Origin of the sequence: Saccharopolyspora erythraea NRRL 2338 (assembly GCF_000062885.1) — a bacterium.
GTDB classification, from domain to species: domain Bacteria; phylum Actinomycetota; class Actinomycetes; order Mycobacteriales; family Pseudonocardiaceae; genus Saccharopolyspora_D; species Saccharopolyspora_D erythraea.
Window position 1 is genome coordinate 6,570,383 of the sequence record NC_009142.1, and the last position, 25,182, is coordinate 6,595,564.

19 protein-coding genes are annotated in these 25,182 nt (G+C 72.3%); 7 read left to right on the plus strand and 12 right to left on the minus strand.

Features of this window, described 5'->3' with window-relative positions:
* Positions 1-131: 131 nt before the first annotated feature.
* The 3 genes from mraY to SACE_RS28065 are packed head-to-tail and all read right to left on the minus strand — an operon-like array spanning position 132 to position 4,239.
* Positions 132-1,214: a phospho-N-acetylmuramoyl-pentapeptide-transferase gene (mraY, locus tag SACE_RS28055; RefSeq protein ID WP_009943137.1), complete on the minus strand. Its 1,083-nt coding sequence runs from the start codon at positions 1,212-1,214 to the stop codon at positions 132-134.
* Positions 1,211-2,674, minus strand: a complete 1,464-nt coding sequence (locus tag SACE_RS28060) for a UDP-N-acetylmuramoyl-tripeptide--D-alanyl-D-alanine ligase (RefSeq protein WP_009943135.1) — start codon at positions 2,672-2,674, stop codon at positions 1,211-1,213. Before SACE_RS28060 ends, mraY begins: the two co-directional genes overlap by 4 nt.
* Entirely contained in the window at positions 2,671-4,239 is a 1,569-nt protein-coding gene (locus SACE_RS28065) for a UDP-N-acetylmuramoyl-L-alanyl-D-glutamate--2,6-diaminopimelate ligase (protein ID WP_011874865.1), read from the minus strand. The genes SACE_RS28060 and SACE_RS28065 overlap by 4 nt, the downstream gene beginning before the upstream one ends.
* Positions 4,240-4,727: 488 nt before the next feature.
* Between SACE_RS28065 and SACE_RS28070 the strand changes: the two genes are divergently transcribed.
* Positions 4,728-5,252 (plus strand): hypothetical protein, encoded by a 525-nt coding sequence (locus tag SACE_RS28070; RefSeq protein WP_009943132.1) that lies wholly within the window; start codon positions 4,728-4,730, stop codon positions 5,250-5,252.
* Positions 5,253-5,305: 53 nt separating this feature from the next.
* On the opposite strand, the gene SACE_RS28075 is transcribed toward SACE_RS28070, so the two are convergent.
* Positions 5,306-7,024, minus strand: a complete 1,719-nt coding sequence (locus SACE_RS28075; protein ID WP_029621402.1) for an IlvD/Edd family dehydratase — start codon at positions 7,022-7,024, stop codon at positions 5,306-5,308.
* 229 nt (positions 7,025-7,253) lie between these two features.
* Between SACE_RS28075 and SACE_RS28080 the strand changes: the two genes are divergently transcribed.
* Together SACE_RS28080 and rhmD are read left to right on the plus strand one after the other, a co-directional pair.
* Entirely contained in the window at positions 7,254-8,588 is a 1,335-nt protein-coding gene (locus tag SACE_RS28080; protein WP_009943129.1) for an MFS transporter, read from the plus strand.
* On the plus strand, positions 8,585-9,757 hold the full coding sequence (gene rhmD, locus SACE_RS28085) for an L-rhamnonate dehydratase (RefSeq protein ID WP_009943127.1): 1,173 nt from the start codon (positions 8,585-8,587) through the stop codon (positions 9,755-9,757). The genes SACE_RS28080 and rhmD overlap by 4 nt, the downstream gene beginning before the upstream one ends.
* A gap of 45 nt (positions 9,758-9,802) precedes the next feature.
* Here the strand turns inward: rhmD and SACE_RS28090 are convergent, their stop codons facing one another.
* Positions 9,803-11,308 carry an acetyl-CoA hydrolase/transferase family protein gene (locus SACE_RS28090; protein ID WP_009943125.1) on the minus strand — a complete coding sequence of 502 codons (1,506 nt, stop codon included), beginning with the start codon at positions 11,306-11,308 and terminating at the stop codon, positions 9,803-9,805.
* 558 nt (positions 11,309-11,866) lie between these two features.
* Here SACE_RS28090 and SACE_RS28095 point away from each other — a divergent pair.
* Positions 11,867-12,754, plus strand: a complete 888-nt coding sequence (locus SACE_RS28095) for a glycine/sarcosine N-methyltransferase (protein ID WP_009943124.1) — start codon at positions 11,867-11,869, stop codon at positions 12,752-12,754.
* Between the two features lie 128 nt (positions 12,755-12,882).
* Here SACE_RS28095 and SACE_RS28100 read toward each other — a convergent pair whose 3' ends face one another.
* The 5 genes from SACE_RS28100 to mraZ form a co-directional block, all read right to left on the minus strand.
* Positions 12,883-13,695, minus strand: coding sequence for an IclR family transcriptional regulator domain-containing protein (locus SACE_RS28100; RefSeq protein WP_011874867.1), 813 nt, complete (start codon positions 13,693-13,695; stop codon positions 12,883-12,885).
* A 39-nt stretch (positions 13,696-13,734) separates the two neighbouring features.
* On the minus strand, positions 13,735-15,576 hold the full coding sequence (locus tag SACE_RS28105) for a peptidoglycan D,D-transpeptidase FtsI family protein (protein ID WP_009943120.1): 1,842 nt from the start codon (positions 15,574-15,576) through the stop codon (positions 13,735-13,737).
* A complete protein-coding gene (ftsL, locus tag SACE_RS28110) occupies positions 15,576-16,280 on the minus strand; it encodes a cell division protein FtsL (protein WP_009943119.1) in 705 nt (234 codons plus the stop codon). Before ftsL ends, SACE_RS28105 begins: the two co-directional genes overlap by 1 nt.
* Entirely contained in the window at positions 16,277-17,269 is a 993-nt protein-coding gene (gene rsmH / locus SACE_RS28115) for a 16S rRNA (cytosine(1402)-N(4))-methyltransferase RsmH (RefSeq protein ID WP_009943118.1), read from the minus strand. Before rsmH ends, ftsL begins: the two co-directional genes overlap by 4 nt.
* A 258-nt stretch (positions 17,270-17,527) precedes the next feature.
* Positions 17,528-17,959, minus strand: a complete 432-nt coding sequence (gene mraZ / locus SACE_RS28120) for a division/cell wall cluster transcriptional repressor MraZ (RefSeq protein WP_009943116.1) — start codon at positions 17,957-17,959, stop codon at positions 17,528-17,530.
* An 857-nt stretch (positions 17,960-18,816) separates the two neighbouring features.
* Between mraZ and SACE_RS28125 the strand changes: the two genes are divergently transcribed.
* From SACE_RS28125 to SACE_RS28135, 3 genes are read left to right on the plus strand one after another with little or no spacing between them, the layout of a single operon-like run.
* A complete protein-coding gene (locus SACE_RS28125; RefSeq protein ID WP_009943115.1) occupies positions 18,817-19,908 on the plus strand; it encodes an AAA family ATPase in 1,092 nt (363 codons plus the stop codon).
* Positions 19,909-19,910: 2 nt separating this feature from the next.
* Positions 19,911-21,170, plus strand: coding sequence for a DUF58 domain-containing protein (locus SACE_RS28130; protein WP_009943114.1), 1,260 nt, complete (start codon positions 19,911-19,913; stop codon positions 21,168-21,170).
* Complete coding sequence (locus SACE_RS28135) at positions 21,167-23,422, plus strand: transglutaminase TgpA family protein (protein ID WP_231849815.1); 2,256 nt, start codon at positions 21,167-21,169, stop codon at positions 23,420-23,422. Before SACE_RS28130 ends, SACE_RS28135 begins: the two co-directional genes overlap by 4 nt.
* 234 nt (positions 23,423-23,656) lie before the next feature.
* Here the strand turns inward: SACE_RS28135 and SACE_RS28140 are convergent, their stop codons facing one another.
* Complete coding sequence (locus SACE_RS28140; RefSeq protein ID WP_009943112.1) at positions 23,657-24,073, minus strand: DUF3040 domain-containing protein; 417 nt, start codon at positions 24,071-24,073, stop codon at positions 23,657-23,659.
* 305 nt (positions 24,074-24,378) lie between these two features.
* Positions 24,379-25,113 (minus strand): class I SAM-dependent methyltransferase, encoded by a 735-nt coding sequence (locus SACE_RS28145; RefSeq protein ID WP_011874869.1) that lies wholly within the window; start codon positions 25,111-25,113, stop codon positions 24,379-24,381.
* Positions 25,114-25,182 lie beyond the last annotated feature (69 nt).

The window sequence follows — 25,182 nt, forward strand, 5'->3', positions numbered from 1 at the left end:
TCGCGGTCCCCACTGCGTACCGCGGGGCGCCGCCCGGGCGCCCCGGTCGGGAGCGTGAGCCGCGCTGCCCACGCCCCCGTGCGGGGAGTGCTCCGCCGGCGGTCACGCGCGCTCCGCCAGCGGGCATCCCCCTAGAAGAACTCGCGCGCCAGCGAGAGCCAGTCCGCGTAGAACAGGCCCAGGCCGAACATCGCGCTGATCGCGGCCAGGACCCAGAACCGGATGATCACCGTGGTCTCGGCCCAGCCCGCCAGCTCGAAGTGGTGGTGGAACGGCGCCATCCGGAACAGCCGCCGCCGCGTCGAGCGGAACACCACGATCTGCATGACCACCGACAGCGCCTCGACCACGAACAGACCGCCGATGATGATCATCAGCAGCTCGGTGCGGGTGACCATCGACAGCCCGGCCAGCAGGCCGCCGAGGGCCAGCGAGCCGGTGTCGCCCATGAAGATCTTCGCCGGTGCCGCGTTCCACCACAGGAAGCCGACGCACGCCGCCATCGCCGCGCCCGCCACGAGCGCGATGTCCAGCGGGTCGCGCACCGTGTAGCAGGCCAGCGCCGGGCCGTTGGGCGCCGAGCAGTTGTTGCGGAACTGCCAGAACGAGATCACCACGTAGATCGCCAGCACCATCGCCGCGGTGCCGCCCGCCAGCCCGTCCATGCCGTCGGTGAAGTTCACCGCGTTGGACCAGCCGCTGATCGCGATGTAGGCGAAGATCACGAACCCGACCGAGCCGAACGAGATCACCGTGATGTCGCGGATGAACGACAGGTGCTCGGAGGCCGGCGTGATGCCGTTCTGGTTGGCGAACTGCATCGCCAGGACCGCGAACAGCACCGATGCCACGAGCTGGCCCACCAGCTTGGCGGTCTTGTTCAGGCCGAGGTTGCGCTGCTTGCGGATCTTGATGAAGTCGTCGAGGAACCCGACGATGCCCAGCGCGGTGGTCAGGCCGAGCACCAGCAGCCCGGAGGCGGTCGGCGGCTCGTCGGTGACCGTCAGGTGGGCCACCAGGTAGCCCGCCCACATGGCGACCAGGATCGCCACGCCGCCCATCGTCGGCGTGCCGCGCTTGGCGGCGTGGGACTGCTGCACCTCCTCGCGGATCTCCTGCCCGAAGCCCTGCCGGGAGAAGACGCGGATGAGGTACGGGGTGAACAGGATGGACACGACCAGCGCCACGGCGGCGCCGACGAGGATGCTCTTCACCGGGCACCCCCGTCCGGGGCCTCGATCAGCGCCTCGGCGACCCGCCACAGGGCGGCCACCTTCGACGCCTTGGCCAGCACGACATCACCGGGTCGCAGCTCGGCGCGCAGCAGCGCGACGGCGGCGTCGACATCCGGCACCAGAACCGACTCCTCTCCCCATGAACCTTCCAGCGACGCACCGTGGTGCATTCCCGCCGCCTGGTCCCCGACGACCACCAGCCGGTCGATGTTGAGCCGGACGGCCAGCCGCCCGATCTCGTCGTGCGCTTGTGCCCCGGACTCGCCCAGCTCGCCCATCACGCCGAGGACGGCCCACGCCCGGCCGGGACGGCCACGGGTCATGGAAGCCAGCGTCTTCAGCGCGGCGCGCATGGACTCCGGGTTCGCGTTGTAGGCGTCGTTGACGACCGTGACGCCGTCGGCGGTCTCGGCGACCTCCATCCGGCGGGCCGAGACGCGCCGCACGCCGCTGAGCCGGTCGGCGACCTGCTCCAGCGTCGCGCCGAGCTCCAGGGCGATGGCGGCGGCGCTCAGCGCGTTGCCGACGTGGTGCTCGCCGTGCAGCGGCAGCGACACCTGCGCCGACCCCTGCGGGGCGACCAGCGTGAAGCTGGGCCTGGCCTGCTCGTCGAGCACGATGTCCTCGGCCCGCACGTGGGCGCCGGGCGACTCCCCGACCAGCACCACGCGGGCGCGCGTCCGCGACGCCATCGCCGCGACCAGCGGGTCGTCGGCGTTGAGCACCGCCACGCCGTCGGCGGGCAGCGACTCCACCAGTTCGCCCTTGGCCCTGGCCACCGCCTCCTGCGAGCCGAACTCGCCGAGGTGGGCGTGGCCGACGTTGAGCACCGCGCCGATGCGCGGCGGCGCCACCTCGCACAGCTTCGCGATGTGGCCGACACCGCGGGCCGACAGCTCCAGCACCAGGTGCCGCGTGTCCTCGTCGGCGCGCAGCGCCGTCCACGGGTGCCCGAGCTCGTTGTTGAAGGAACCGGGCGGCGCCACGGTCGGCCCCATCGGCTCCAGCAGCTGGGCGATCAGGTCCTTGGTGGAGGTCTTGCCGGACGAGCCGGTCACCCCGACCACGGTGAGCCGCGGCAGCCGGTCCACGACGTACCGCGCGAGCCTGGCCAGCGCCGCCAGCACCGCGGCGCCGGAGCCGTCGGTGTCGCCCGCCAGCGCCATCAGCCCGGTGGCCTCCGCGGGCACCGGCGGCACGATCACCGCGGGTGCGTCGACCTCGCGGGCCGCGAGCACGCCGGCGGCACCGTCGGCGACGGCCCGCGCGGCGAAGTCGTGGCCGTCCACCCGTTCGCCGGGCACGGCCACGAACAGCCCGCCGGGGGCCACCTTCCGCGAGTCGAACTCCACGCTCGCGGACACGATCTCCGAACCATCCGCACGATGGAGCCTGCCGCCCACCGCTTCCGCGATGTCAGCCAGGCTGAGCCGGATCACCTTGCCTCCTCGTCGCCCTGCCCCCGATGGACTTCGGTGTCTCCCCCGTCGGCGTGGGCAGCGCCCAGCCGCCTGCGCAGGGCGGCGGCGAGCTCTTCCCGATCGGAGAAGGGATGGACCACGCCCGCCACCTCCTGTCCCGTCTCGTGCCCCTTGCCCGCGACCACGACGATGTCGCCGCTGGACGCCCGCGCCACCGCCTCGGCGATGGCCTCCCGCCGGTCGCCCCGCTCGATGACCTCGCCGCGTTCGGCGGCGGGCACCGCCTCGGCACCGGCGAGCATGGCGGCCCGGATGTCGGCCGGGTCCTCGCTACGAGGATTATCGTCGGTGACGATCAGTAGTCCGGACCGGCGTGCGGCGGCCTCTCCCATCAGCGGCCGTTTGGCGACGTCACGGTCGCCTCCGCAGCCCAGGACCACGATCACGCGGCCCTCGGCCTGTGCACGCGCCGCGTCCAGCACCGCCGACACCGCGCCCGGCTTGTGGGAGTAGTCGACCACGGCTGTGAAGTCCTGGCCGAGCGCGACCCGCTCCATCCGGCCCGGCACGTCGACCTCGGCCAGCCCGCGCTCGATGGCCCAGGTGGGGACCTCGGCGGCGTGCAGGATGCCGATGGCCAGCAGCGCGTTGGCGATGTTGAACGGTCCGGGCAGCCGCAGCCGCATGCGCAGCGAGAGCCCGCCGGGGCCGTGCGCGGTGAACTCCTGCTCGCCGGTGGGGAACGCCTCGACGTCGGTGGCGGTCCAGGACGCGTCGCCGGTGGTGGACACCGTGATGGTGCCGGGCTTGACCAGCTTGCGGCCCCAGTCGGTGTCGGTGCAGACGACCTCGTGCTCCGAGCGGCCGTCGAACAGCAGCGCCTTGGCCTGGAAGTAGTCGTCGAGGTCGCGGTGGAAGTCCAGGTGGTCCTGGGAGAGGTTGGTGAACCCGCCGACGGTGAAGCGGGTGCCCGAGACCCGGCCGAGCGCGAGGGCGTGGCTGGAGACCTCCATCGGCACGTGCGTGACGCCGTGCTCGACCATCACGGCCAGCAGCGCCTGCAGGTCGGGGGCCTCGGGGGTGGTGAACGCGCTGTCCAGGCGCTCACCGGCGATGCGGGTCTCGACGGTGCCGACCAGACCGGTGGTGAACCCCGCTGCGGCCAGCGCCGACTCGAGCAGGTAGGTCGTGGTGGTCTTGCCGGAGGTGCCCGTGACGCCCAGGATGCGCAGCTGTTTGGAGGGTTCGCCGTAGATCTTGGCGGCGGCCGGTCCGAGCGCGGCGCGCGGGTCGTCGTGCACCAGCAGCGCGACCCGGCCCGCGCTGACCTCCGGGTGGTCGAGCAGGTCCGCCCGGACCACGCCGGCCTGGTCCGTCAGGACGGCGACCGCACCGGCGTCCAGCGCCGTGGCCGCGAAGTCGGCGCCGTGCACGCGGGTGCCGGGCAGCGCGGCGAACAGGTCGCCGGGCCGCACGTGCTGCGCTCTGAGCGTCGCGCCCGTCACCGGCCGCCCGGAGGGGCCCTGACCAGGGGCGCGAAGGATTCGCGCGCCGATGAGCTCGGCTAGCTGTTCGGTGTCCACCGGCTCGACGTTCGTGGGGCGAGGCGGGGCTGTCGCGACCGCGGAAGGCACGTCGCGACAGGCTACCGGTACCACCTGACGGGTCATCCTCATGGTCGGCCGCGCGTACGGCGTGGCGCCCCCGGGGCCGTTCGGCGCAACGGCCGCTGCGCCGGAACACCCTCCGTTCCCGGATGAGCACGGAGTGACGCGGGTTCTTCCGCTCGGGCTGCGCGAGCCCGCGCGGATCTGATCGGACACCCGTGCGCTCCGGGCGGGGCACCGGTCCGGCGGCAGTCCCGCCCGGCTCGTGGAGAGGTTCCGGAACCGGCACGCAGGGTGAGATCAACAACAGCCTCTCAGAGCAGTACCCATGCCACGGGGTCAACCTCCGCCGCCGTTCAGGGTCCTGGTCCTGCTCTGTTCATCCGAACTTTGTGGTGTCACTCCACGGTGATCGATTACGTTCCCGCCAGTTTGGTTGGAAAATCCCCACCCTGGAGGACTCCGTGAACCGACGCCCCACCCGGATCGGCCGATTGGCCCTCGTCGGCACCGCCGCCGCGGCCGTCTCCGTGTTCCCCGCCGTGACCACCGCGACCCCGGTCGCCGACGCCGCACCCGCACTCGTCCAGCAGGCCCCCGCCGCGCTGCCCGCCGCGGCCGACCCGGCCGACGGCACCGCCGAGGGTGCGGTCGAGTGGTTCAAGTCCAAGCAGGGCGACACCTCCTACGAGGGCCTGTGCGAGAAGGCCGTCGAGAACGCCTGGGGGACGACCGGCGTGTGGCCCTCGGCCATCGCGCACTGGCAGGGCGCGGTCGACGCGGGCAAGGCGCACGAGGGCGACACCAACCCGCCGAAGGGCGCCTTCGTCTACTGGAACATCAGCCAGTACGGCCACGTCGGCATCGCCGACGGCAACGGCGGCTTCTACTCCAGCGGCATCGACGGGGCCATCGGCCACCAGGACAGCCTGTCGTACTTCGGCGACTACCTCGGCTGGAGCGACCCGCAGGTTCCGGCCGGCCTGTGAAACCCGGGGTGGGGCCGCGCTAGGGGTCGGCCCCACCCCCTCGCCGGGCGCGGTCAGTGGCCGTCGCGGGGCACCGCGCTGCCGGACCCGCCGACCAGGAAGTCCAGGTCCGCGCCGTCGGACGCCTGCAGGACGTGGTCGTAGTAAAGCCGCTGGTAGCCCCGCGGATACGGGTTGTCGGGGTCCTTCCAGTCCGCGCGCCGCCGGTCCATCTCCTCCTCGGAGACCTCGAGGTCCAGCGTCCGGTTCGCCACGTCGAGGTGCACCACGTCGCCGGTCCGCACGAACGCCAGCGGCCCGCCCGCCGCCGACTCCGGCGTGACGTGCAGGACGACCGTGCCGTAGGCGGTGCCGCTCATCCGGCCGTCCGAGATGCGCACCATGTCGTCGATGCCGCGGTTGAGGATCTTCTTGGGCACCGGCACGTTGGCCACCTCGGGCATGCCCGGGTACCCCTTCGGCCCCGCGTTGCGGATGACCAGCACGGTGTTCTCGTCGACGTCGAGGTCCTCGTCCTCGCACACGGCGTAGTAGTCCTCGGCGCTCTCGAACACCATCGCCGGCCCGCGGTGGTGCAGCAGCCGCGGCGAGGCCGCCGACTGCTTGATCACCGCGCCTCCGGGCGCCAGCGTCCCGCGCAGCACGGCGGTGCCGGTGCCCGCGGCCTGGAACGGCTCGCCGAGCGGGGTGATCACCCTCGGGTCGTGGATCTCGGCGTCGGCGATGTTGTCGGCGACCGTGCGGCCCGTGACGGTCAGCACCGACCCGTCGACCAGCTCGCCGAGCTCCTTCATCACCGCGGGCAGCCCGCCCGCGTAGCAGAAGTCCTCCATCAGGAACTTCCCGCTGGGCATCAGGTTCACCAGGGTCGGCACGTCGCGGGTGTCGGCGTCGAAGTCGTCGACGGTCAGCTCGACCCCGACCCGCTTGGCGATCGCGATCAGGTGCACCACGGCGTTGGTGGAGCCGCCGATCGCGGCGTTGACCCGGATCGCGTTGCGGAACGCCTCGCGGGTCATCAGGTCCGAGGGCTTGAGGTCCTCCTCGACCATGCCGACGATGCGCCTGCCGACCTGCTGGGCGGTGGCGTAGCGGCGGGCGTCGACGGCGGGCCACGACGCCGCGTAGGGGAACTGCATGCCCAGGCCCTCGACGACGCAGGCCATCGTCGAGGCGGTGCCCATGGTCATGCAGTGGCCGTTGGACCGCGACATGCAGCCCTCGATGAAGTAGCACTCCTCCTGGTCGATGCGGCCGGCGACGAGGTCCTCCTCGGCCTTCCACACCGCGGTGCCCGAGCCGATGTCGGTGCCCTTGTACTTGCCGTTGAGCATCGGCCCGCCGGTGAGCATCACCGCGGGCAGGTCCACGCTGGCCGCCGCCATCAGCAGCCCCGGCGTGGTCTTGTCGCAGCCGGAGAGCAGCACGACGCCGTCGAGCGGGTTGGCCCGGATCGTCTCCTCGGCCTGCATCGCCAGCAGGTTGCGGTAGAGCATGGTGGTGGGGCGCATCAGGGTCTCGCCGAGCGCCATGTTGGGGAACTCCAGCGGGAAGCCGCCCGCCTGCCACACGCCGCGCTTGACCGCCTCGGCGATGCGCTGCTGGTGGGCGTTGCACGGCGCGAGCTCCGACCACGTGGTGCCGATGCCGATCACCGGCCGCCCGTCGAAGACGTCGTCGCTGTAGCCCTGGTTCTTCAGCCAGGAGCGCGCGGTCATCCCGGCCCTGCCGTGGGCCCCGAACCAGCTCGCACTCCGCCTCGACGTACTCACCGGCGCCACTCCTTCACCGTCGAAAGGGCCGTGTGCGACGAACGTAACCAGGTGGCCGCGAACGCGCGCAATAGAACGCCGAAGTGTTCGTGCCTTCGGACGACGGCTGGGATGCTGAACGAAAAACCGGGCCCAGCAGCGTTGACCACCCCGACCGCCACACCTACTCTGTGTCCCAAATCACGAACCTTGTTCGGTATTTCGTGCAGCACCTCAACGGGGAGGTCCGGTGCCCCAACCCAACGACGAGACCCTGCCCGCGGCGGTGCGACGGGTGATGTGGCGGCTGATGCCGTTCCTGTTCTTCATGTACGTCATCGCGTTCCTGGACCGGGTCAACATCGGGTTCGCCAAGGAGGAGTTCCAGGCCCACGCGGGCATCTCCGAAGCCGCCTACGCGCTCGGCGCGGGGCTGTTCTTCATCGGCTACGCGCTGTTCGAGGTGCCCAGCAACCTGATCATGCAGCGGGTCGGCGCCCGGTGGTGGATGTGCCGGATCATGGTCACCTGGGGCCTGATCTCGGCCGCGATGGCGCTGGTCGACAGCGAGGGCGTGTTCTACCTGCTGCGGTTCCTGCTCGGGGTCGCCGAGGCCGGGTTCTTCCCCGGGGTCATCCTGTTCATCACCCACTGGGTCCCGCACGCCTACCGCGCGCGCTGCAACGCCCTGTTCTACCTGGGAATCCCGCTCGCCTCGGTGCTCGGCGGCCCGCTGTCCGGACTGCTGCTGGAGCTCGACGGCACCGCCGGAATCCTGGGCTGGCAGTGGATGTTCGCCGTCGAGGGGCTCATCGCGTGCGTCGTCGGCGTGTGGGCCTTCTTCTACCTCGACAACAAACCCGCCGACGCGCGGTGGCTCTCGCAGCCGCAGCGCGACGCCCTGCAGTCCGCGGTGGACCTGGAGGCCGAGCGCAAGCGCGAGCACAGCCCGCACCGGCTGCTGACCTCGCTGGTCGACCCGCGCGTGCTCTACTTCAGCCTGGTCTACTTCCTGATCCAGTGCGCCGTGTACGGGATGACGTTCTACCTGCCGACGCAGGTGTCGGCGGCGGTCGGCAGCAAGGTCGGGCTCGCGGTCGGCCTGGTGACCGCGATTCCGTGGACCGTCGCGCTGCTGGCCAACCTCGCGGTGTCCTCCGGCGCGGACCGCGTTTCCCAGCAGCGCAAGCGGTTCGTCGCCGCGGCCTGCGCCTGCGCCGGGTCGGTGGGCATCGCCGCCTCGGCCTACTTCTCCAGTCCGGTGCTGGCCATCTGCGGGCTCGCGGTCGCCGCCGCCGGCTACATCTCGGTGCAGCCGGTGTTCTGGACCTTCCCCGCCGCCTACCTCACCGGCACGGCCGCCGCGGCGGGCATCGGGCTGATCAACTCGCTGGGCAACCTCGGCGGCTTCGTCGCCCCGGTGGCCAAGAACTGGGTCGAGGAAACCTTTTCGTCCGACTCCGCCGGGCTCTACATGCTGTCGGCCTGCGGCCTGGCCGCCGCCGCGCTCTTCCTGCTCAGCTCCCGGCTGCCGACCCCGGCGGCACGCAGCACCGCGCATCCCGCGACCGAGGAGGCCCGTTGAAGATCCGCCAGGTACGCGCGCTCACCGTGACCGGTGGCGGCGCCGACTACCACGACCAGGCCGAGGACCACTGGATCGACGACCACGTCGCCACCCCGATGGCGAAGTACCCCGAATACCGCGCCAGCAGGCAGGCTTTCGGCATCAACGTGCTGGGCACGCTGGTCGTCGAGGTCGAGGCCGAGGACGGCACCGTCGGTGTCGGGGTGACCACGGCGGGCGAGCCGGGCGCCTACATCGTGGAGAAGCACCTGGCGCGGTTCGTGGAGGGCGCGTCGGTCACCGACGTCGAGAAGATCTGGGACCAGATGTTCAACGCGACCCTCTACTACGGGCGCAAGGGCCTGGTGCTCAACGCGATCAGCGCGGTGGACCTCGCCCTCTACGACCTGCTGGGCAAGATCCGCCAGGAACCGGTGTACGCGCTGCTCGGCGGCCCGGTGCGCGACGAGCTCCAGTGCTACGCCACCACCGGACGCCCCGACGTGGCGAAGGAACTCGGGTTCCTGGGCGGGAAGATGACGCTCCAGCACGGACCCGCCGAGGGCGTCGAGGGGCTGCACGCCAACATCGAGCGGCTGCGCAAGATGCGCGAGCAGGTCGGCCCCGACTTCTGGTTGATGTTCGACTGCTGGATGGCGCTGGACGTCGAGTACGCCACCAGGCTGGCCCACGCCGCCGCCGAGTACGACCTGAAGTGGCTGGAGGAGGCGCTGATCCCCGACGACTACTGGGGATACGGCGAGCTGCGCAGGCGGATGCCGTCGACGATGCTGATGACCACCGGCGAGCACGAGCACACACGCTACGGTTTCCGGCTGCTGCTGGAGATGGGCCGCCCCGACATCATCCAGCCCGACGTCAACTGGTGCGGCGGCATCACCGAGCTGATCAAGATTTCCGCGCTGGCCGACGCGCACGGCGCGATGGTGGTCCCGCACGGATCGAGCGTGTACTCGTACCACTTCGTCATCACCAGGCACAACAGCCCGTTCACCGAGTTCCTGATGATGCACCCGCAGGCGACCGAGGTGGTGCCGATGTTCTCGCCGCTGCTGCTCGACGAGCCGGTACCGGTCGGCGGTCGCCTGCGGCTGCCGGAGACGCCGGGCTTCGGCGTGCGTCTCAACCCGGAGGTCGAGCTGCGCCGCCCCTACGACCACGACTGAGGGCCTGTGTCCGGTGCGGCGCAGCCGTCCGGCCGGCCGGGCTGGTCAGCGCCGCATCGTGCCCTCGTCGAGGTAGCGCTGGTGCCACGACAGCGCCTCGGCGAGCAGGTGCGGGGTGTGGCCGCCGAAGGACGACCGCAGCGCGCGTTCGTGGTAGTCGCGCAGCGCGGGCCGGAAGTCCGGGTGCGCGCACTTGTCGATGACCAGCTCCGCCCGCCTGCGCGGCGAAAGGCCGCGCAGGTCGGCCAGCCCCTGCTCGGTGACGATGACGTCGACGTCGTGCTCGGTGTGGTCGACGTGCGAGACCATCGGCACGATCGCCGAGATCGCCCCGCCCTTGGCCACCGACGGCGTGACGAAGACCGACACGTAGGCGTTGCGGGCGAAGTCGCCGGAACCGCCGATGCCGTTCTGCATCCGGCTGCCCATCAGGTGCGTGGAGTTGATGTTGCCGTGGATGTCGGCCTCCACGACGCCGTTCATCGCCAGGCAGCCCAGCCGCCGCACGAGTTCGGGGTGGTTGCTGATCTCCTGCGGCCGCAGCACGATCCGGTCGCGGTAGGCGGCGGCGTCCCGGTTGAAGCGGTCCACGGCGGCCGGGCTCAGCGAGAACGCGGTGGCCGACGCGGTCAGCAGCTTGCCGGAGTCGATCAGCTCCAGCATCCCGTCCTGGATCACCTCGGTGTAGGCGGTCAGCCCCTCGAACGGGCCCTCCCGCAGCCCGGCGAGGACGGCGTTGGCCACGTTGCCGACCCCGGACTGCAACGGCAGCAGGCTCCGCGGCAGCCGGCCGGCGGCGACCTCCAGGTCGAGGAAGTCCAGCACGTGCCCGGCGATGGCGCGCGAGACGTCGTCGGGCGGGGTGAAGACCGTGTTGCGGTCGGGCGAGTCGGTCCGCACGACCGCCACGACCTTCTCCGGCGGGCACTCCAGGTACGGCGTGCCGATGCGGTCGGCCGGGTGCGTCAGCGGGATCGGCCTGCGTCGCGGCGGCAGCGCGGTGCCGTAGTAGATGTCGTGCATGCCCTCGAGGTGCTCGCTCTGCCACGAGTTGACCTCGAGGATCACCTTGTCGGCGCACTCGATCCAGGTCTTGTTGTTGCCCACCGAGGACGACGGGACCAGGCGGCCGTCCTCGGTGATCCCGCTGACCTCCACGACCGCGACGTCCAGCTCGCCGAAGAAGCCCTGCCACACCCGCTGCGCGACGTGCGAGAGGTGGATGTCGGTGTAGTCCATCGCACCGGAGTTGATCTTCTCGCGGCTGACGGGGTCGGACTGGTAGGGCATCCGCAGGTCGATCCCGTCGGCGGCGGCCAGGACCCCGTCCAGCTCCGGAGCCGTCGACGCGCCCGTCCACAGGCTCACCTTGGCCGGCTGTCCCGCGGCGGCCTCGGCGGCCAGCCGCTTGGCCAGCGCACCGGGCACCTCCTTGGGATATCCGGCACCGGTGAATCCGCTCATGCCGATGTTGGCTCCCGGCTCGATCATGGCGGCGGCCTCCTCCGCCTCGACCACCTTGTCCGCCAGAGCCCGGTTCCGGATCCGCATCGATCCTCCCTTTCACTTCCAGTCCGCACAGCCGAAGGCGCCGGAGTTCGGCTCGAGATGTGACGCGGATCGTAGAAGCGGAACCGAGCGGAAATAACTGTGACGCGCACTACGAATCGCGCGGGTCCAGGCGTCGCCCGAGAAGCCGCCGCCGGCCGGCGGAAGTCCGCGCAAGGCCCCGAACTGCGGGAACGCCGGCGTCGGACATCGGGGTCGCGGCTCGGGCGAACAAGATCACGAGCCGTGATCCGGGGCACTGCCCGGTTCGCACCGCGACACCGGCGATTGCGCTGCGAACACCGGCGCACCAGCCGGAACCGTGCTGGAACCCGGTTTGGTCCGACGCCTGGGAACCGGTGGTCGGCCTGGTCAGCGGCCCTTGACCGGCAGCTCCGCCGAGGGAGCGGCACAAGCCCGGACATCGCAGGACGAACGGCGGCGCACTTGATTCGCCGGGGCATTCACCTAACGTCGGCGAAGCAGCGGCCGGAAAAACCCGGCCGCGGCGCGGGAGCTCCCTTTTTGCATGCGCTTTCGAGCAGTTCGAGGAAACGGAGCATGAGCCAGAACGTCCGAGTCCGCTCGCGCGGAACGCTGAACCCGACCGCCTCCACCGATTCCGTCGACCTGCGGCACCAGGTCTTCGGCGACAACCCGCTGGAAGTCCGCGACACCGGCCATTACACCCACGAGTACGTCGGCGGCATCGTCGACCGGTGGGACGAGCTGATCGACTGGGACAAGCGCGCCGACGGCGAGGGCCGGTTCTTCATCGAGCAGCTGCGGTCGCGCGGCGTGCGCACGGTCCTGGACGCCGCGACCGGCACCGGGTTCCACTCGGTCCGGCTGCTCGACGCGGGCTTCGACACCACCAGCGCCGACGGCAGCCCGCAGATGCTGGCCAGGGCGTTCCGCAACGGCATCGAACACGGCGGGCACGTGCTGCGCACGGTCAACAGCGACTGGCGCTGGCTCACCCGCGACGTGCGGGGCCCGTTCGACGCGGTCATCTGCCTCGGCAACTCCTTCACGCACCTGTTCTCCGAGCACGACCGGCGCAAGGCGCTGGCGGAGTTCTACGCGCTGCTCAAGCACGACGGCGTGCTGATCATCGACCAGCGCAACTACGACGCCATCCTCGACGGCGAGTCCTCCAGCGGCCGCACCTACTACTACTGCGGCGCGCAGGTCTCGGCCCGTCCCGACCACGTCGACGAGGGGCTGGCGCGCTACAGGTACACCTTCCCCGGCGGTGACGAGTACTTCCTCAACATGTACCCGTTGCGCAGGGACTACCTGCGCGGGCTGCTGCGCGACACCGGCTTCCAGCGGATCGACACCTACGGCGACTTCCAGGAGACCTACGCCGACGCCGAGCCGGACTTCTTCGTCCACGTCGCGGAGAAGCGCTACCGCGAGGAGTCCGACCTGACCGGCGGCGCCTGACGACAGACACCCCGCCATCACGGCGCCGCCACCGCCGGTGGGCCGCGGTTCCACCCCCTGCCGCGGCCCACCGGCCTCCGCCGTTCCCACCCCGCGCTGGGCGCGATTCGACGCCGGGTCCCGTGTGTTCAGGCTCCGCGCGCGGGCTTGAGCCGCAGGTCCGCCTCGATCCGCGCCGCCGTGGTGACCAGCGGTGGCACCACCTCGTTGCGGACCACCTCCTCCGTGGCCCCGCGGGCGTCGAGCGAGACGTTGACGGCCGCGACCACCCGGCCGTCGGCGCCCCGGACGGGTGCCGCGACACCGCGCAGCCCCGCCTCCAGCTCGTCGTCGGAGATCACGAACCCCTGCCTGCGCACCCTCGCCAGCTCGGCCAGCAGACCCTCCCGGGTGGTGATGGTGTGCGGGGTGATCCTGCCGAGCTCCATCGACCGCAGCCGCGCCTCCAGGTGCTCCGGCGGCATGGCCGCCAGCAGCACCTTGCCCATCGACGTGGCGTGCGCGGGGAAACGGGTGCCCACCGGGATCGACACCGACAGCAGCTTCGGGCCCGGCACCTGCGCGACGTAGCGGACGTCGTCGCCGTCGAGCACCCCGAGCGCCGTCATCTCCCGCAGCTCGCCGGTGAGCCTGCGCAGGTGCGGCTCGGCGATCTGCGGCAACGACCGGCTCGACAGGTAGGCGTAGCCGAACTCCAGCACCTGCGGCGTCAGCGCGTACTGCCGCCCGTCGTGGTGGACGTAGCCGAGGTCGATGAGCGTGAGCAGCAGCCGCCGGGCACCCGCCCGGTCGAGGCCGCTGGCCTCGGCCACCTCCGTCAGCGTCATCTCCGGCCGGTCCGGCGCGAACGCCCGCAGCACCGCCAGCGTGCGCTCGGCCGCCCGCACGAAGTGCGCACCACGAACCGCTGCCACCACGCCTCCCGGTCGACTCTCGGGCAACGCGTCGATGCTAGTTCGCCGCGACCAGGCCCGGCGCGCTCATCTGACCTGGAGCGTCTGCAGCGGAGCGGGCTCCTTCGACAGCGGGATCTGGTAGCGCTGGGTCAGGAACGAGGCGATGTCGTGGAACAGCGGGGCCGCCGACTTGCCGCGCGCCGGGGCGTCGAGCATCAGCCCGACCACGAACCGCGGGTCGTCGGCCGGAACTATCCCGGCGAAGGTGCTCCAGTACTCCGACTGGCTGTAGCAGCCGCAGGACTGGTCGATCTTCTGCGCGGTGCCCGTCTTGCCCGCTATCTGGTAGCCCTCCACCGCCGCCTCCGGCGCGGTGCCGCGCTGCTGCGGGGCGTCCTGCACGACCGAGCGCAGCATGTCCTTGACCGTGTGCGCGGTCTCCGGGCTGACCACCCGCACCGGCTCCGGCGCTGGACGCGGCACGCGCGTGCCGTCCGGGCGGATCTCGGCCGAGATCATCCTCGGCGGCACGCGGACCCCGTCGTTGGCGATCGCCTGGTACATCCCTGCCATCTGCAGCACCGTCATCGAAAGGCCCTGCCCGATCGGCAGGTTGCCGAACGTGCTGCCGGACCACTGGTTGCGCGGCGGCACCAGGCCAGGGCTCTCACCGGGCAGCTCGACGCCGGTCTTGCGGCCGACGCCGAACTTCTGCACCAGCTCGCTGAAGCGGTCCTCGCCCAGCCTCTGCGCCATCATCAGCGTGCCGACGTTGGAGGACTTGCCGAGCACGCCGGTGAAGGTCAGCGGCAGCACCCCGTGCGGCCAGGCGTCGCCTATGACCGCGTCGGCCACCTTGATGCTGCCGGGCACCTGCAGCACGTCCTGCGGCTTGACCAGGCCGTGCTCGATCGCGCCCGCAGCGGTGATCACCTTGTTCACCGAGCCGGGTTCGAACGGCGTGGTCACCGCCGGGTTCGACACGCCCTGCGGCGACCACGTCGACGGGTCGCTGGCCGGGTCGAAGGTCTTGTCGTTGGCCAGCGCGTAGACCTCACCCGTCTTGGCGTCCAGCACGACCGCGCTGCCGCCCTTGGCCCCGGCCTCGGTGACGTAGCGGGACAGCTCGCGCTGGACCATGAACTGCAGGTCCGAGTCGATGGTCAGCGCCACGTCCGAGCCGGGTGTCGGCGGCTCCAGCTCGCGCTCGGTGCCGGGGATGACCAGGTCGCTGCCCATCGCGGTGTCGGCGACCTTGACCCCGTCGCGGCCGGCGAGCGTGGTGTTCAGCGAGTTCTCCAGGCCGAGCAGGCCCCGCACCTTGCCGTCGTCCATCGACCAGCGGGCGGCGCCGATGATGTTGGCGGCCACGTCGTCGGCGGGGTACTCGCGCACCGCTCGGTGCTCTGCGCCGATCTCGGGGAACTCCTCGGTGATCGCCCGCGCGGTCGCCACGTCGACCAGCGGACCGAAGTACCTGAACTTCACCGGCATCGACAGGACGTCGTAGACCTCCTGCTCCGGCAGCCGGTCACCGACCTTGGCGTGGATGAACCGGGCGATCTCGCGCTTGTACTGCTCGGCGGTGGGCTTGCCCGGGTCCTTGGCGTGCGCCTCGTCCTTGGTCCTGGTGAGGTCGCTGGGGTTGGCGTAGAGCTGCTTGGCCTCGCTGTTGAAGGCCAGCACGTTGCCGCTGCGGTCGAGGAAGGTCCCCCGCTCGGCGGGGGCGTTGTCCCTGGTGATCCGCTGCCGCTCCGACTTCTCCGACAACGCGTTGGCCTGGAAGCCCTGCACCCACACCAGCCTGCCCGCGGTCAGCACCAGCGCGATGACCAGCAGGATCCTGCCCACCACCAGCCGCCGGTCGCTGCCTGCGACGTCGGTGCGGGCCGTGCGGCGGGTGCGCCGCGCCGCCCTGCGGACCATCAGCGCCCCTCCACCGCCGGAACCAGCGCGGCCTGCTGACGCGGATCGTGCCCGGCCTGCTGCGGCGGGGCCGCCGGCGGCTGCCCGGCCTGCGGCGGGGCGGGCGATGCCTGGACCGGCGGCGGGGCCGGGGCCTCGGCGGCCTGCGGATCACCGATCACGCTGACCGTGCCGTCCGGGTTCGTCACCAGGTGCGCGGCCTGCGGCGCGGGCACCAGACCCTCGGCGGCCGCGGCGCGTTGCAGCGCCGGCGTGGAGTTGCGCGCGTTGACGTCGAGCATCAGCCGTTCCTTCTGCTCGTTCAGCGCGGTGAGCTCGGCCTCCCCCTGCTGGAGCCGGTAGGAGCCGCTGACCGCCGCGATCGACAGCCACAGCGTCGCCACCAGACCGGTCGCCAGCAGCGACATCGACACCACCACCAGCGGCAGCCGGGAACCGGCGACCCGCTCCGGGAGCATCGCCGCGGGCAGCGCCACCCGGCGCGGACGGCGCTGCTCGGCGGACTGGCGCTGCCTGCTCGGCCGCCGCTCCGGGGCCTCGCGCAGCGAGCGCTCGCGCCGCGCCTCGCGGCGGGCGTAGGCGCGCTCGGCCGCCGCCGACCGGGTCCGCTTGCCCTTGGCCGGCTGCTTGGTCTTGGCCGACTGCTCGCGCTCGGTGGTACTGGCCCGCGAAGCGGTCGTCCTGCTCCGTGCCGGTGCTGTCATACCGCCTCCTTGATCCGCTCCGCGGCCCGCAGCCGCACCGAAGCGGCCCTCGGGTTGGCCGCCGTCTCCGCATCCGATGCCAGTTCCGCTCCCCTGGTGAGCAGCCGGATCTCCGGGCCGTGGCCCGGCAGCTCCACCGGCAGGTCCACCGGGGTCTTCGATTTCGCCCGCTCGGCGAAGGCCCGCTTGACCATCCGGTCCTCCAGGGAGTGGTAGGACATCACGACCATCCGGCCGCCGACCGCCAGCGAGTCCAGCGCCGCGGGCAGCGCGCGCCCGAGCACCTCCAGCTCGGCGTTGACCTCGATGCGCAACGCCTGGAAGGTCCGCTTGGCGGGGTGCCCGCCGGTGCGCCTGCTGGCCGCCGGGACCGCGTCGTAGAGCAGTTCGACCAGCCGCCCGCTGCGGTCGAACGGGGCCTTGGCCCGCTCCCGCACGATCGCCGCGGCGATCCGAGCGGCGAACTTCTCCTCGCCGTACTCGCGCAGCACCCGGGTCAGCTCGCCCGCCGAGTAGGTGTTGAGCACGTCGGCCGCGGTGCGGGGCGCCCCGGAGTCCATCCGCATGTCCAGCGGAGCGTCGTGGGCGTAGGCGAACCCGCGGTCGGTCTCGTCGAGCTGCAACGACGAGACGCCGAGGTCGAACAACGCACCGTCCACCTTGGACAGACTGAGCCCGGCCAGCGCCTCGGCCCACTCGTCGTAGACCGCGTGCACCAGGTGGACCCGGTCGGAGTGGGGCGCCAGCCGTTCGCCGGCCAGCCGCAGCGCGTCCGGGTCGCGGTCGAGCCCGACCAGGGTCAGCTCCGGGTGCGCCGCGAGCAGCGCCTCGGAGTGCCCACCCATGCCCAGCGTCGCGTCGACGACCACCGCGGGCCCCTTCGACAGCGCCGGGGCGAGCAGCTCGAGAGTTCGTTCCATCATGACCGGGACGTGCCGGTCCCGCGCGGAACCGCCGTCCTGCGCACGCCGCTGTTGCTCATCGGCCATGGCGGTCCCTCCCTCCCGCTAGCCTTGTCCACCGCACGACACCCGGGGTGCCCCACGCGCGAGCGCGGGGCCCGCGCTCGACCGCACCGCCGAAGTCCCGTCGTACGAGGTGTTCCCCCAGAGACCGGGTTCCGTCAGGTCCCCGCCCGCCCGTCGCGTCCTGATGCCGGGGAAGGTGCACCAGGCGTGCGATAGCCGAGCGGACCGAGGCCTCACGACACCCGGTCGCGAGTACTTCCACGTTCGCCTGCCAACTCCCTAGAAGACCCCGGGCAGCACCTCCTCCCGGGCCTGCGCGTAGTCCTCCTCGTGCTCGTCGAGGTAGGTCTGCCAGCGCTCGGCGTTCCAGATCTCCAGCCTGTTGATCGCGCCGATGACCACGCACTCCTTGGTGAGGCCCGCGTAGCGGCGCAGCTCGGCGGCGATCGAGATCCGGCCCTGGCCGTCCGGCTGCTGCTCGTCGGTGCCCGCGAACAGGTAGCGCTGGTAGGCGCGGACGGACTCGTTGGTGAACGGGGCTTCGGCGACCTTCCTGGCCATCTGCTCGAACTCGGCGCGCGGGAAGACGTAGAGGCAGTGGTCCTGTCCCTTGGTGACCATCAACCCCCCTGCCAGTGCTTCCCGGAACTTCGCCGGCAACGTCAGCCGCCCCTTGTCGTCGAGCTTGGGGTGGTGGGTACCGAGGAACATCGGCGGCCACCTCCCCTGGGCCACCGGTGACCGACGGTCCCGAATCCCCTCGGCCGGGATCGGCGCGCTCACCCACCGGTGACGCGCACGCGGCCACCGGCTCGCGGTACCGCTGCCGCCCGACCGGTCCGGGGACCGGCTCGCCCCCGGAGGGAGCGGATGACGACGCCGACCTCGTCACCTCGGCGACGCCGGAACCGACCGCTGGACAACGGCGACCGGATGCCCCGACGACCTCCTGCTGACGACGGTCCTGCGCGGACCACTCGTGCCAACTGCCCGGTGCCCACCGACCTGGAGGGCGACCGCTGCGGCCCTCCCGCCGCGGCACCGACTGCTCCGCCGCACCGGGCTGCCACAACCCCGACTGCTCTGCCAACTGCCCTACTGCGTTCGCCGCCACTGCCGCCGCCTCGCGGCCTGCTGCTGCGCCCGGCGAAAGCGGGACCCCCGTTCGCCCCACTGTCAACCACACTACCCCACTTCGCTCCACCGTCAACACGAATCGCACCGGTCCGACACGGAAGCCTGACGTTGTTTGCGCAGGTAGCGCCGGTGGGGAGCGAGGTGGGGGAAACGGCGCGCCAGACGATGATCACAGCACGCACGGGGCCGCTATGTTCGTCGCCCGCCGCCGACGGGGCCGCGCCGTGGGGCGTTGTGGGGAGGACCCGCTCACGCCCGGCTACGGAAGGCCACTCCGGTTTGGCACACTGCATGGGCACGCTGACGTAGGGCGAGATGATCGAGATGTCGTTCAGGGGTGGCAGCACGAGCCCGGCGTGTGCTCGCCCGACGCCTGTGGGAACCGCACGGCCGCGTCGCCGCGGACACCCGGGAGAGCACCTGGAGGTTGCGTGACGTCCAAGATCCACACATCCGGCACCGCGGTGACCGGGGACGGTGCCGCCCAGGCCGGTGCCGGGCCCCGGTACGGCGGCGACCACGGCTCCAACGGAGACCGCGGTCGCGCGCAGCCGGGCACCGTGGACGTCGACGCGCTGCACAGCACCATCCAGCGGATCGCCGCCAACGTCGAGCAGGTGCTCGTCGGCAAGCCCGAGGTCGTCCGGATCGCGCTGGTCACGCTGCTGGCCGAGGGCCACCTGCTGGTCGAGGACGTGCCGGGCGTCGGCAAGACGTCGCTGGCCAAGGCGCTCGCCCGCTCCATCGACTGCACCGTCAGCCGCATCCAGTTCACGCCCGACCTGCTGCCCAGCGACATCACCGGCGTCTCCATCTTCAACCGCCAGCGCGAGAGCTTCGAGTTCCGCGCAGGCCCGGTCTTCGCCAACATCGTCGTCGGCGACGAGATCAACCGCGCCTCCCCCAAGACCCAGTCCGCGCTGCTGGAGTGCATGGAGGAGAACCAGGTCACCGTCGACGGCGAGACCTACCCGCTGCGCTCCCCGTTCATGGTGATCGCCACCCAGAACCCCATCGAGATGGAGGGCACCTACGCCCTGCCCGAGGCGCAGCGCGACCGGTTCACCGCCCGGGTCTCCATCGGCTACCCCGACGCGCAGGCCGAGCTGGCGATGGTCGACGAGCACGCGGGGCACGAGCCGCTGCGCGAGCTGCGCCCGGTCACCGACAGCGCGCAGGTGCAGTCGCTGGTGCAGACCGTGCGCGCGGTGCACGTCAGCACCGAGCTGCGCCGCTACGTCGTCGAACTGGTGACCGCCACCCGGCACCTGCCGGAGCTGCGGCTGGGCGCGTCGCCGCGGTCGACGCTCCAGCTCGTGCGCGCCGCCCGCGCGCAGGCGGCGCTGTCCGGGCGCGACTTCGTGGTACCCGACGACGTCCAGGCGGTGGCCGTGCCGGTGCTGGCGCACCGCCTGGTGCTCACCAGCGAGGCCCGCGCCACCCGGCGCTCGGCCTCCGACCTGGTCCGCCAGCTGCTGACCCGCATCTCCGTGCCGCGCGGTGACGGTGGCGGGCGGCGCTAGCCATGCTCTCCGGCCTGACGATCCGGGGCCGATGCCTGCTGGCCGCGGGCGTGGCCGCCGGCGTGTGCTCGCTCATCCTCGACGAGCGCGACCTGCTGCGGGTCTCGGCGTTCGTGGCCGCCCTGCCGCTGCTGGCGCTGCTGCTGGCGGGCCGCTCGCGCTTCGGCCTGGCGGCCCGCCGCGAGGTCCTGCCGATGCGGGTCCCGGTCGGGTCGCAGGCGCTGGTGCGGCTGCACATCACCGGCACCGGGCGGCTGCCCGTCGGCGGGCTCCAGCTCGAGGACGGCACCCCGCACGCGCTCGGCGGCCGTCCGCGGTTCCGGCTGTCCGACGTCCCCCGCCGCGGCGGCGCGGTCCTGGAGTACGACGTGCAGCCGTCGTTGCGCGGCGTGCACCAGATCGGCCCGCTGCGCACGCGCGTCGGCGACCCGTTCGGGCTGTCGGAGTTCGAGCGCGAGCTGGGCGGGCGCAGCAGGGTGGTCGCGGTGCCCAGGGTGGTGCCGCTGGGCGGGATGCCCGCGGGCTCCGGGCTCGGCACCGGCGAGGACGGCACCACCCGGATGCGCGCCGGGCACGGCGACGACGACTCGATGGTGCGCCAGTACCGCCACGGTGACGAGATGCGGCGCGTGCACTGGAAGACCACCGCGCGCCGCGACGAGCTGATGGTGCGGGCCGAGGAACGCCCGTGGCAGGGCGGCACGACGGTGCTGCTGGACCGGCGCTCGGCCGCCCACCGCGGCACCGGCGCGCGCTCCAGCATCGAGTGGGCCGTCTCGGCGGCGGCCAGCATCAGCCTGCACCTGAACCGGCACGGCAGGCAGGTCCGGCTGGTCACCGAGGACGGCCGCCAGCTCGCAGGCGGCTCCGGCCCCGCGGACGGCGGGCACGACGACGAGGCGGTGCTGGACTCGCTGGCCGCGCTGCGCCCGTCCACCCAGCGCGACCTGGTGTGCGGCCGCGACCCGGGCAACGGCCAGGAGCTGGTCGCGGTGCTCGGCGAGACCACGACGGCCGCCGTCGCCGAGCTGACCCGGCTGCGCCCCCAGGAGGCCAGGAGCCTCGCGCTGCTGCTGGACGTCCGGGCCTGGAGCGGGCAGCCCGCCGACGGCGGCTTCGACCCGCAGGTGACGGCCCGCAGGCTGCGCGCGGCGGGGTGGACCGTGGTGATCGTCGGCGGTCCCCGCACCTCCACCGCCGAGGCGTGGGGCCGGCTCTGCCAGGACAGCGACGGGACCACGGGGACAGGAGTGGCGTCGTGAGCGCTGGACCCGGAGACGTGAGCGCCGGATCCGGCCGGGTGGTCGACACCTCCACCGTCTCGTCGGCCGCGGCGGCCATGTCGGTCGCGCTCGCCTCGACCGCCTTCTCCGGGGTGATCGCCGACGCGCGCTGGGTGATCCCCGCGCTGCTGACCATCGGGCTGGTCGCCGGGACGGGCGTCTTCGGCCGGACGATGCGCTGGTGGCCCCCGCTGGTGGTGCTCGTGCAGGGGCTGGCGCTGACCACCGCGCTGACCACGCTGTTCACCAAGCAGGCGTTGCTGGGTTTCCTGCCCGGTCCGGCCGCGCTCGGCGAGCTGTCCGGGGAGCTGACCCGCGCGCTGGACCTGGTGCGCGAGGGCGTGCCGCCGGTACCCGCCGAGACGGCGTTGCAGGCGCTGGTCTGCCTGGGGCTGGGCCTGGTCGCGATACTCGTCGACATCATCGCGGTGGCGTTGCAGGCTCCTGCGGTGGCCGGGCTGGTGCTGCTCTGCGTCTACGCCATCCCCGCGTCGCTGGCCGACGACATGCTGCCGTGGTGGAGCTTCGTGGGCGGCGCGCTGGCGTTCGCGCTGCTGCTGGCCTCCGGCGGCCACCACCAGCGCTGGCAGCGGCGGGAGAGCCGCGACGCGGTCGCGGGCAACATCTTCGGCCGCACGACCAGCGCGGTCGCCGGTGCCTCCGTGGTGATCGCGCTGCTCACCGGGACGGTGTTCACCGGCGTGGGCACCGAGGGCAGGCTGCCCGGCGCGGGCACCACCGGCTTCGGAACCTCCAGCGGCGGCGTCGGCCTGCAGCCGTTCACCTCGCTGCGCGGTCAGCTCGACCGCAGCCGCACCGTCGACCTGTTCCGGGTGCGCGGCCTGACCCGGGAGACCTACCTGCGGGCGATGACGCTGCGCAAGTTCGACCCGGCCAACGGCTGGAAGATGGACGGCCTCACCCAGGGCGTGGACGCCAGCCAGCCGCTGCCGCTGCCCGAGGGCACCGACATCTCCACCGGCACCCCGATGCGGGTGGACATCGAACCGCTGGGCTACCGCGACCCCTGGCTGCCGGTCTTCGGCACCCCCGAGGTGGTGTCGGGGATGGGGCCGGACTGGCGCTACGACCCGGCCGCCGGGATCGTGTTCACCCAGACCCGGCAGCAGAGCAGGCCCTACTCCGAGCAGCTCACGCTCTCCTCCCCCACCCCGCAGCAGCTGCGCAGCGCCAACGGACCGGTCCGGATCGACCCCGCCTACCTGGACACCACCGGCATCCCGCCCGAGGTCGCAGACCTCGCGAGGCGGCTCACCGCCGACCAGCCGACCGACTTCGACAAGGCCACCGCGCTCAACAGGTTCTTCACCGACCCGTCCAACGGCTTCTCCTACGAGCTGGAGACCGCGCCCCCGTCGAGCAGCAGCGCGCTGTCGGACTTCCTGTTCCGCGGAAAGCGGGGCTACTGCGAGCAGTTCGCGTCGTCGATGGCGGTGCTGCTGCGGGCGGCGGGCATCCCGTCGCGGGTCGCGGTCGGCTTCACCTCCGGCTACCAGGACGGCGACGCGCGCATGATCACCACCGACGACGCGCACGCCTGGGTGGAGGCCTACTTCCCGGGATGGGGCTGGACGACCTTCGACCCGACCCCGCTGGACGACGGCCGGACGTCGCTGCCGGACTACCTGCACCGCGAACCCGCACCCGGCCAGGCCCTCCCGCCGCCGGGAGTGTCGACCCCACCGACGCCGACATCCCCCGGCCAGCAGCCGCAGCCGGGCGTCGTGGACGACGGCGAGCGCAACGCCGTGCCGCAGCCCGGCCGCACCGACACCGGCAGCGGGCCGTGGCCGGCGGTGCTGCTGGTCGTGCTGGTGGCCCTGGTGATCGCCGCGTGTCCCGCCGCGCTACGAGAGGCGCGCAGGCGGCTGCGCCTGCGGACGGTGGCCGAAGGCGGCCCCGGCGCGGCCGGAGTGGCGTGGCGGGAGCTGCTCGACGAGTTCTGGGACCGCGGAACGCGGCCGGAGGCCGCCCGGACGGTCCGCCACAGCGCCAACGCGCTCATCGACGGCTACGCACTCGACGCCGAAGGCTCCCGTGCCGTGCGGGCGCTCGTGGGCGCCGTGGAGCGGGAGTGGTACGCGCCGTCGGACCGCGAACCGGACCCGGCCGTCGCCGAGTCCCTGCGCGAAGCGGTGGCCGCCCTCCACCGGAGCGCGCCGCTGAGCTGGCAGGACCGCCTGCTGCCGCGCTCGGTGCTGCGCCGGTAGGGCCGCACCGGTTCAGCGCCGGTGTCCGGTGCCGTGGCATCCGGCATGGGACACCGGTGCTGTGATGGTCGGCAGCGGCCACCGGAGGCTGTTCAGGACACCGGAGGTCTCGCCGTCGAGCAGCCGCCCCGCGCACCGGCGACGGCCGGCACCCGCGTGTGCAACCTCACCCAGACATGAAGCGATCGCCGACCGATATCCGGACGGCGATCACCGCACACCACACAGGTTCGGTTATTGCTCGAAGCGCTTGCGGAAGCGCTCCTCCATCCGCCTCGCGAGGGAGCTGCGGCCGCGGCTCTCGGGCTTCTTCCGGCCGCCGCCGGACCTCCCGCCGCCGTCCTCCGCTTCCGGCTCGCTGTCCTCCCCGCCACCACGCATGGCAGACCAGACCATCAATGTTCCGCCGAACATCACGAGGAAGCCGACCACGCTCACCACAGGGATATCGGCCGCCCTGACCGGTATCACCACGCCGAGCACCAGCAGGATCAACCCCAGCGCGAACACGGCGATGCCCTGCAGGCGACGACGCCTGGAAGGGCGGTGCAACCGTCCTCCGCGCACGCTGGAGGCGAACTTGGGATCCTCGGCGTAGAGCGCGCGCTCGATCTGATCGAGCAGTCGCTGCTCGTGCTCGGAGAGTGGCATGGCTCCTCCTCCGGCACAGTGTCTCAGTGGCGCCGGAGACCCGAGAGGGATTCGGACCCTCCGGGCGGGGACCCGGCGAACGCTTGGGGGCGTCACCCACGAGGATACGGTTCCGGCGACGCGACGACTACCCGGTCCCCGCACGAGTGCGCGGCGAGTTGCCTACATCATCCCGTCGGGGCAGTGCCGTCGGGAGATCTCGGCAGCGCCAGGTTGGGAAGGCCCTTCACCGCCCGGTCGCGGAAACCCGGACGGGCCGGCCGCCGGGCTCCGGCCGCCGTGTCCCGCCGCCGCGGCCGGCGTCGTCAGCCGCCGACGCGGCCGATCGCGTGCAGCCGGGTGGCGATGTCGCGCAGCGGCGGCCGGGCGGCCGCGAGCCGCTCCAGCTCCGCCAGCGACTCCGCGGCTCCGGTGGTGCTCTCCAGCACCGACCCCGGGACGATGTCGCTGAGCACGCCCTGGCCCTGGATCAGCTCGACGTCCATCCCCGCTTCGCGCATGGCCCGCTCGACGCTGTCGCTGTCGAACCGGCGTTGCAGCGTGTCGGCGGCGCAGTCGTGCAGCCTGCCGTCGGGGTCCTGGAACAGCTTCAGCGCCTCGGTGACCCGGCCGGTCAGGGCCCGCGCCAGCACCGCCGCGTGCCGGTTGGCGACCAGCACCGACACCGCGCCGCCGGGGGCGGTCGCCGCCGCCATCTCGCGCAGCGCCGCGGCCACGTCGTCGACGACCTCCAGCAGCCCGTGCCCGAGCACCAGGTCGGCGCCGCCCTCCGGGCTGATCGCGTGCAGCGCGTCGGTGTCGCCCTGCAACGGCGTGATCCGGTCGGCCACCCCGGCGTCGGCGGCCCGGCGCTGCAACGTGGCGAGTGCGTTGGGGCTGGGGTCCACGACGGTCACGGCGCAGCCCGCGGAGGCCAGGGGTACCGCCCACACGCCGCTGCCGCCACCGACGTCGAGCACCCGCGGCGGCTGACCGCCCCGCCGCTTCCGCGCTTGGGCGAGTTCGGCTTCCAGCACCCGGTGGACCGCGTCGGATCTCATGAGCGCCAAGCGTAATAGCGGGTCACGCGGGCTGTTCACGTGGCGTGCGGTCACGGATTGACGAGCAGG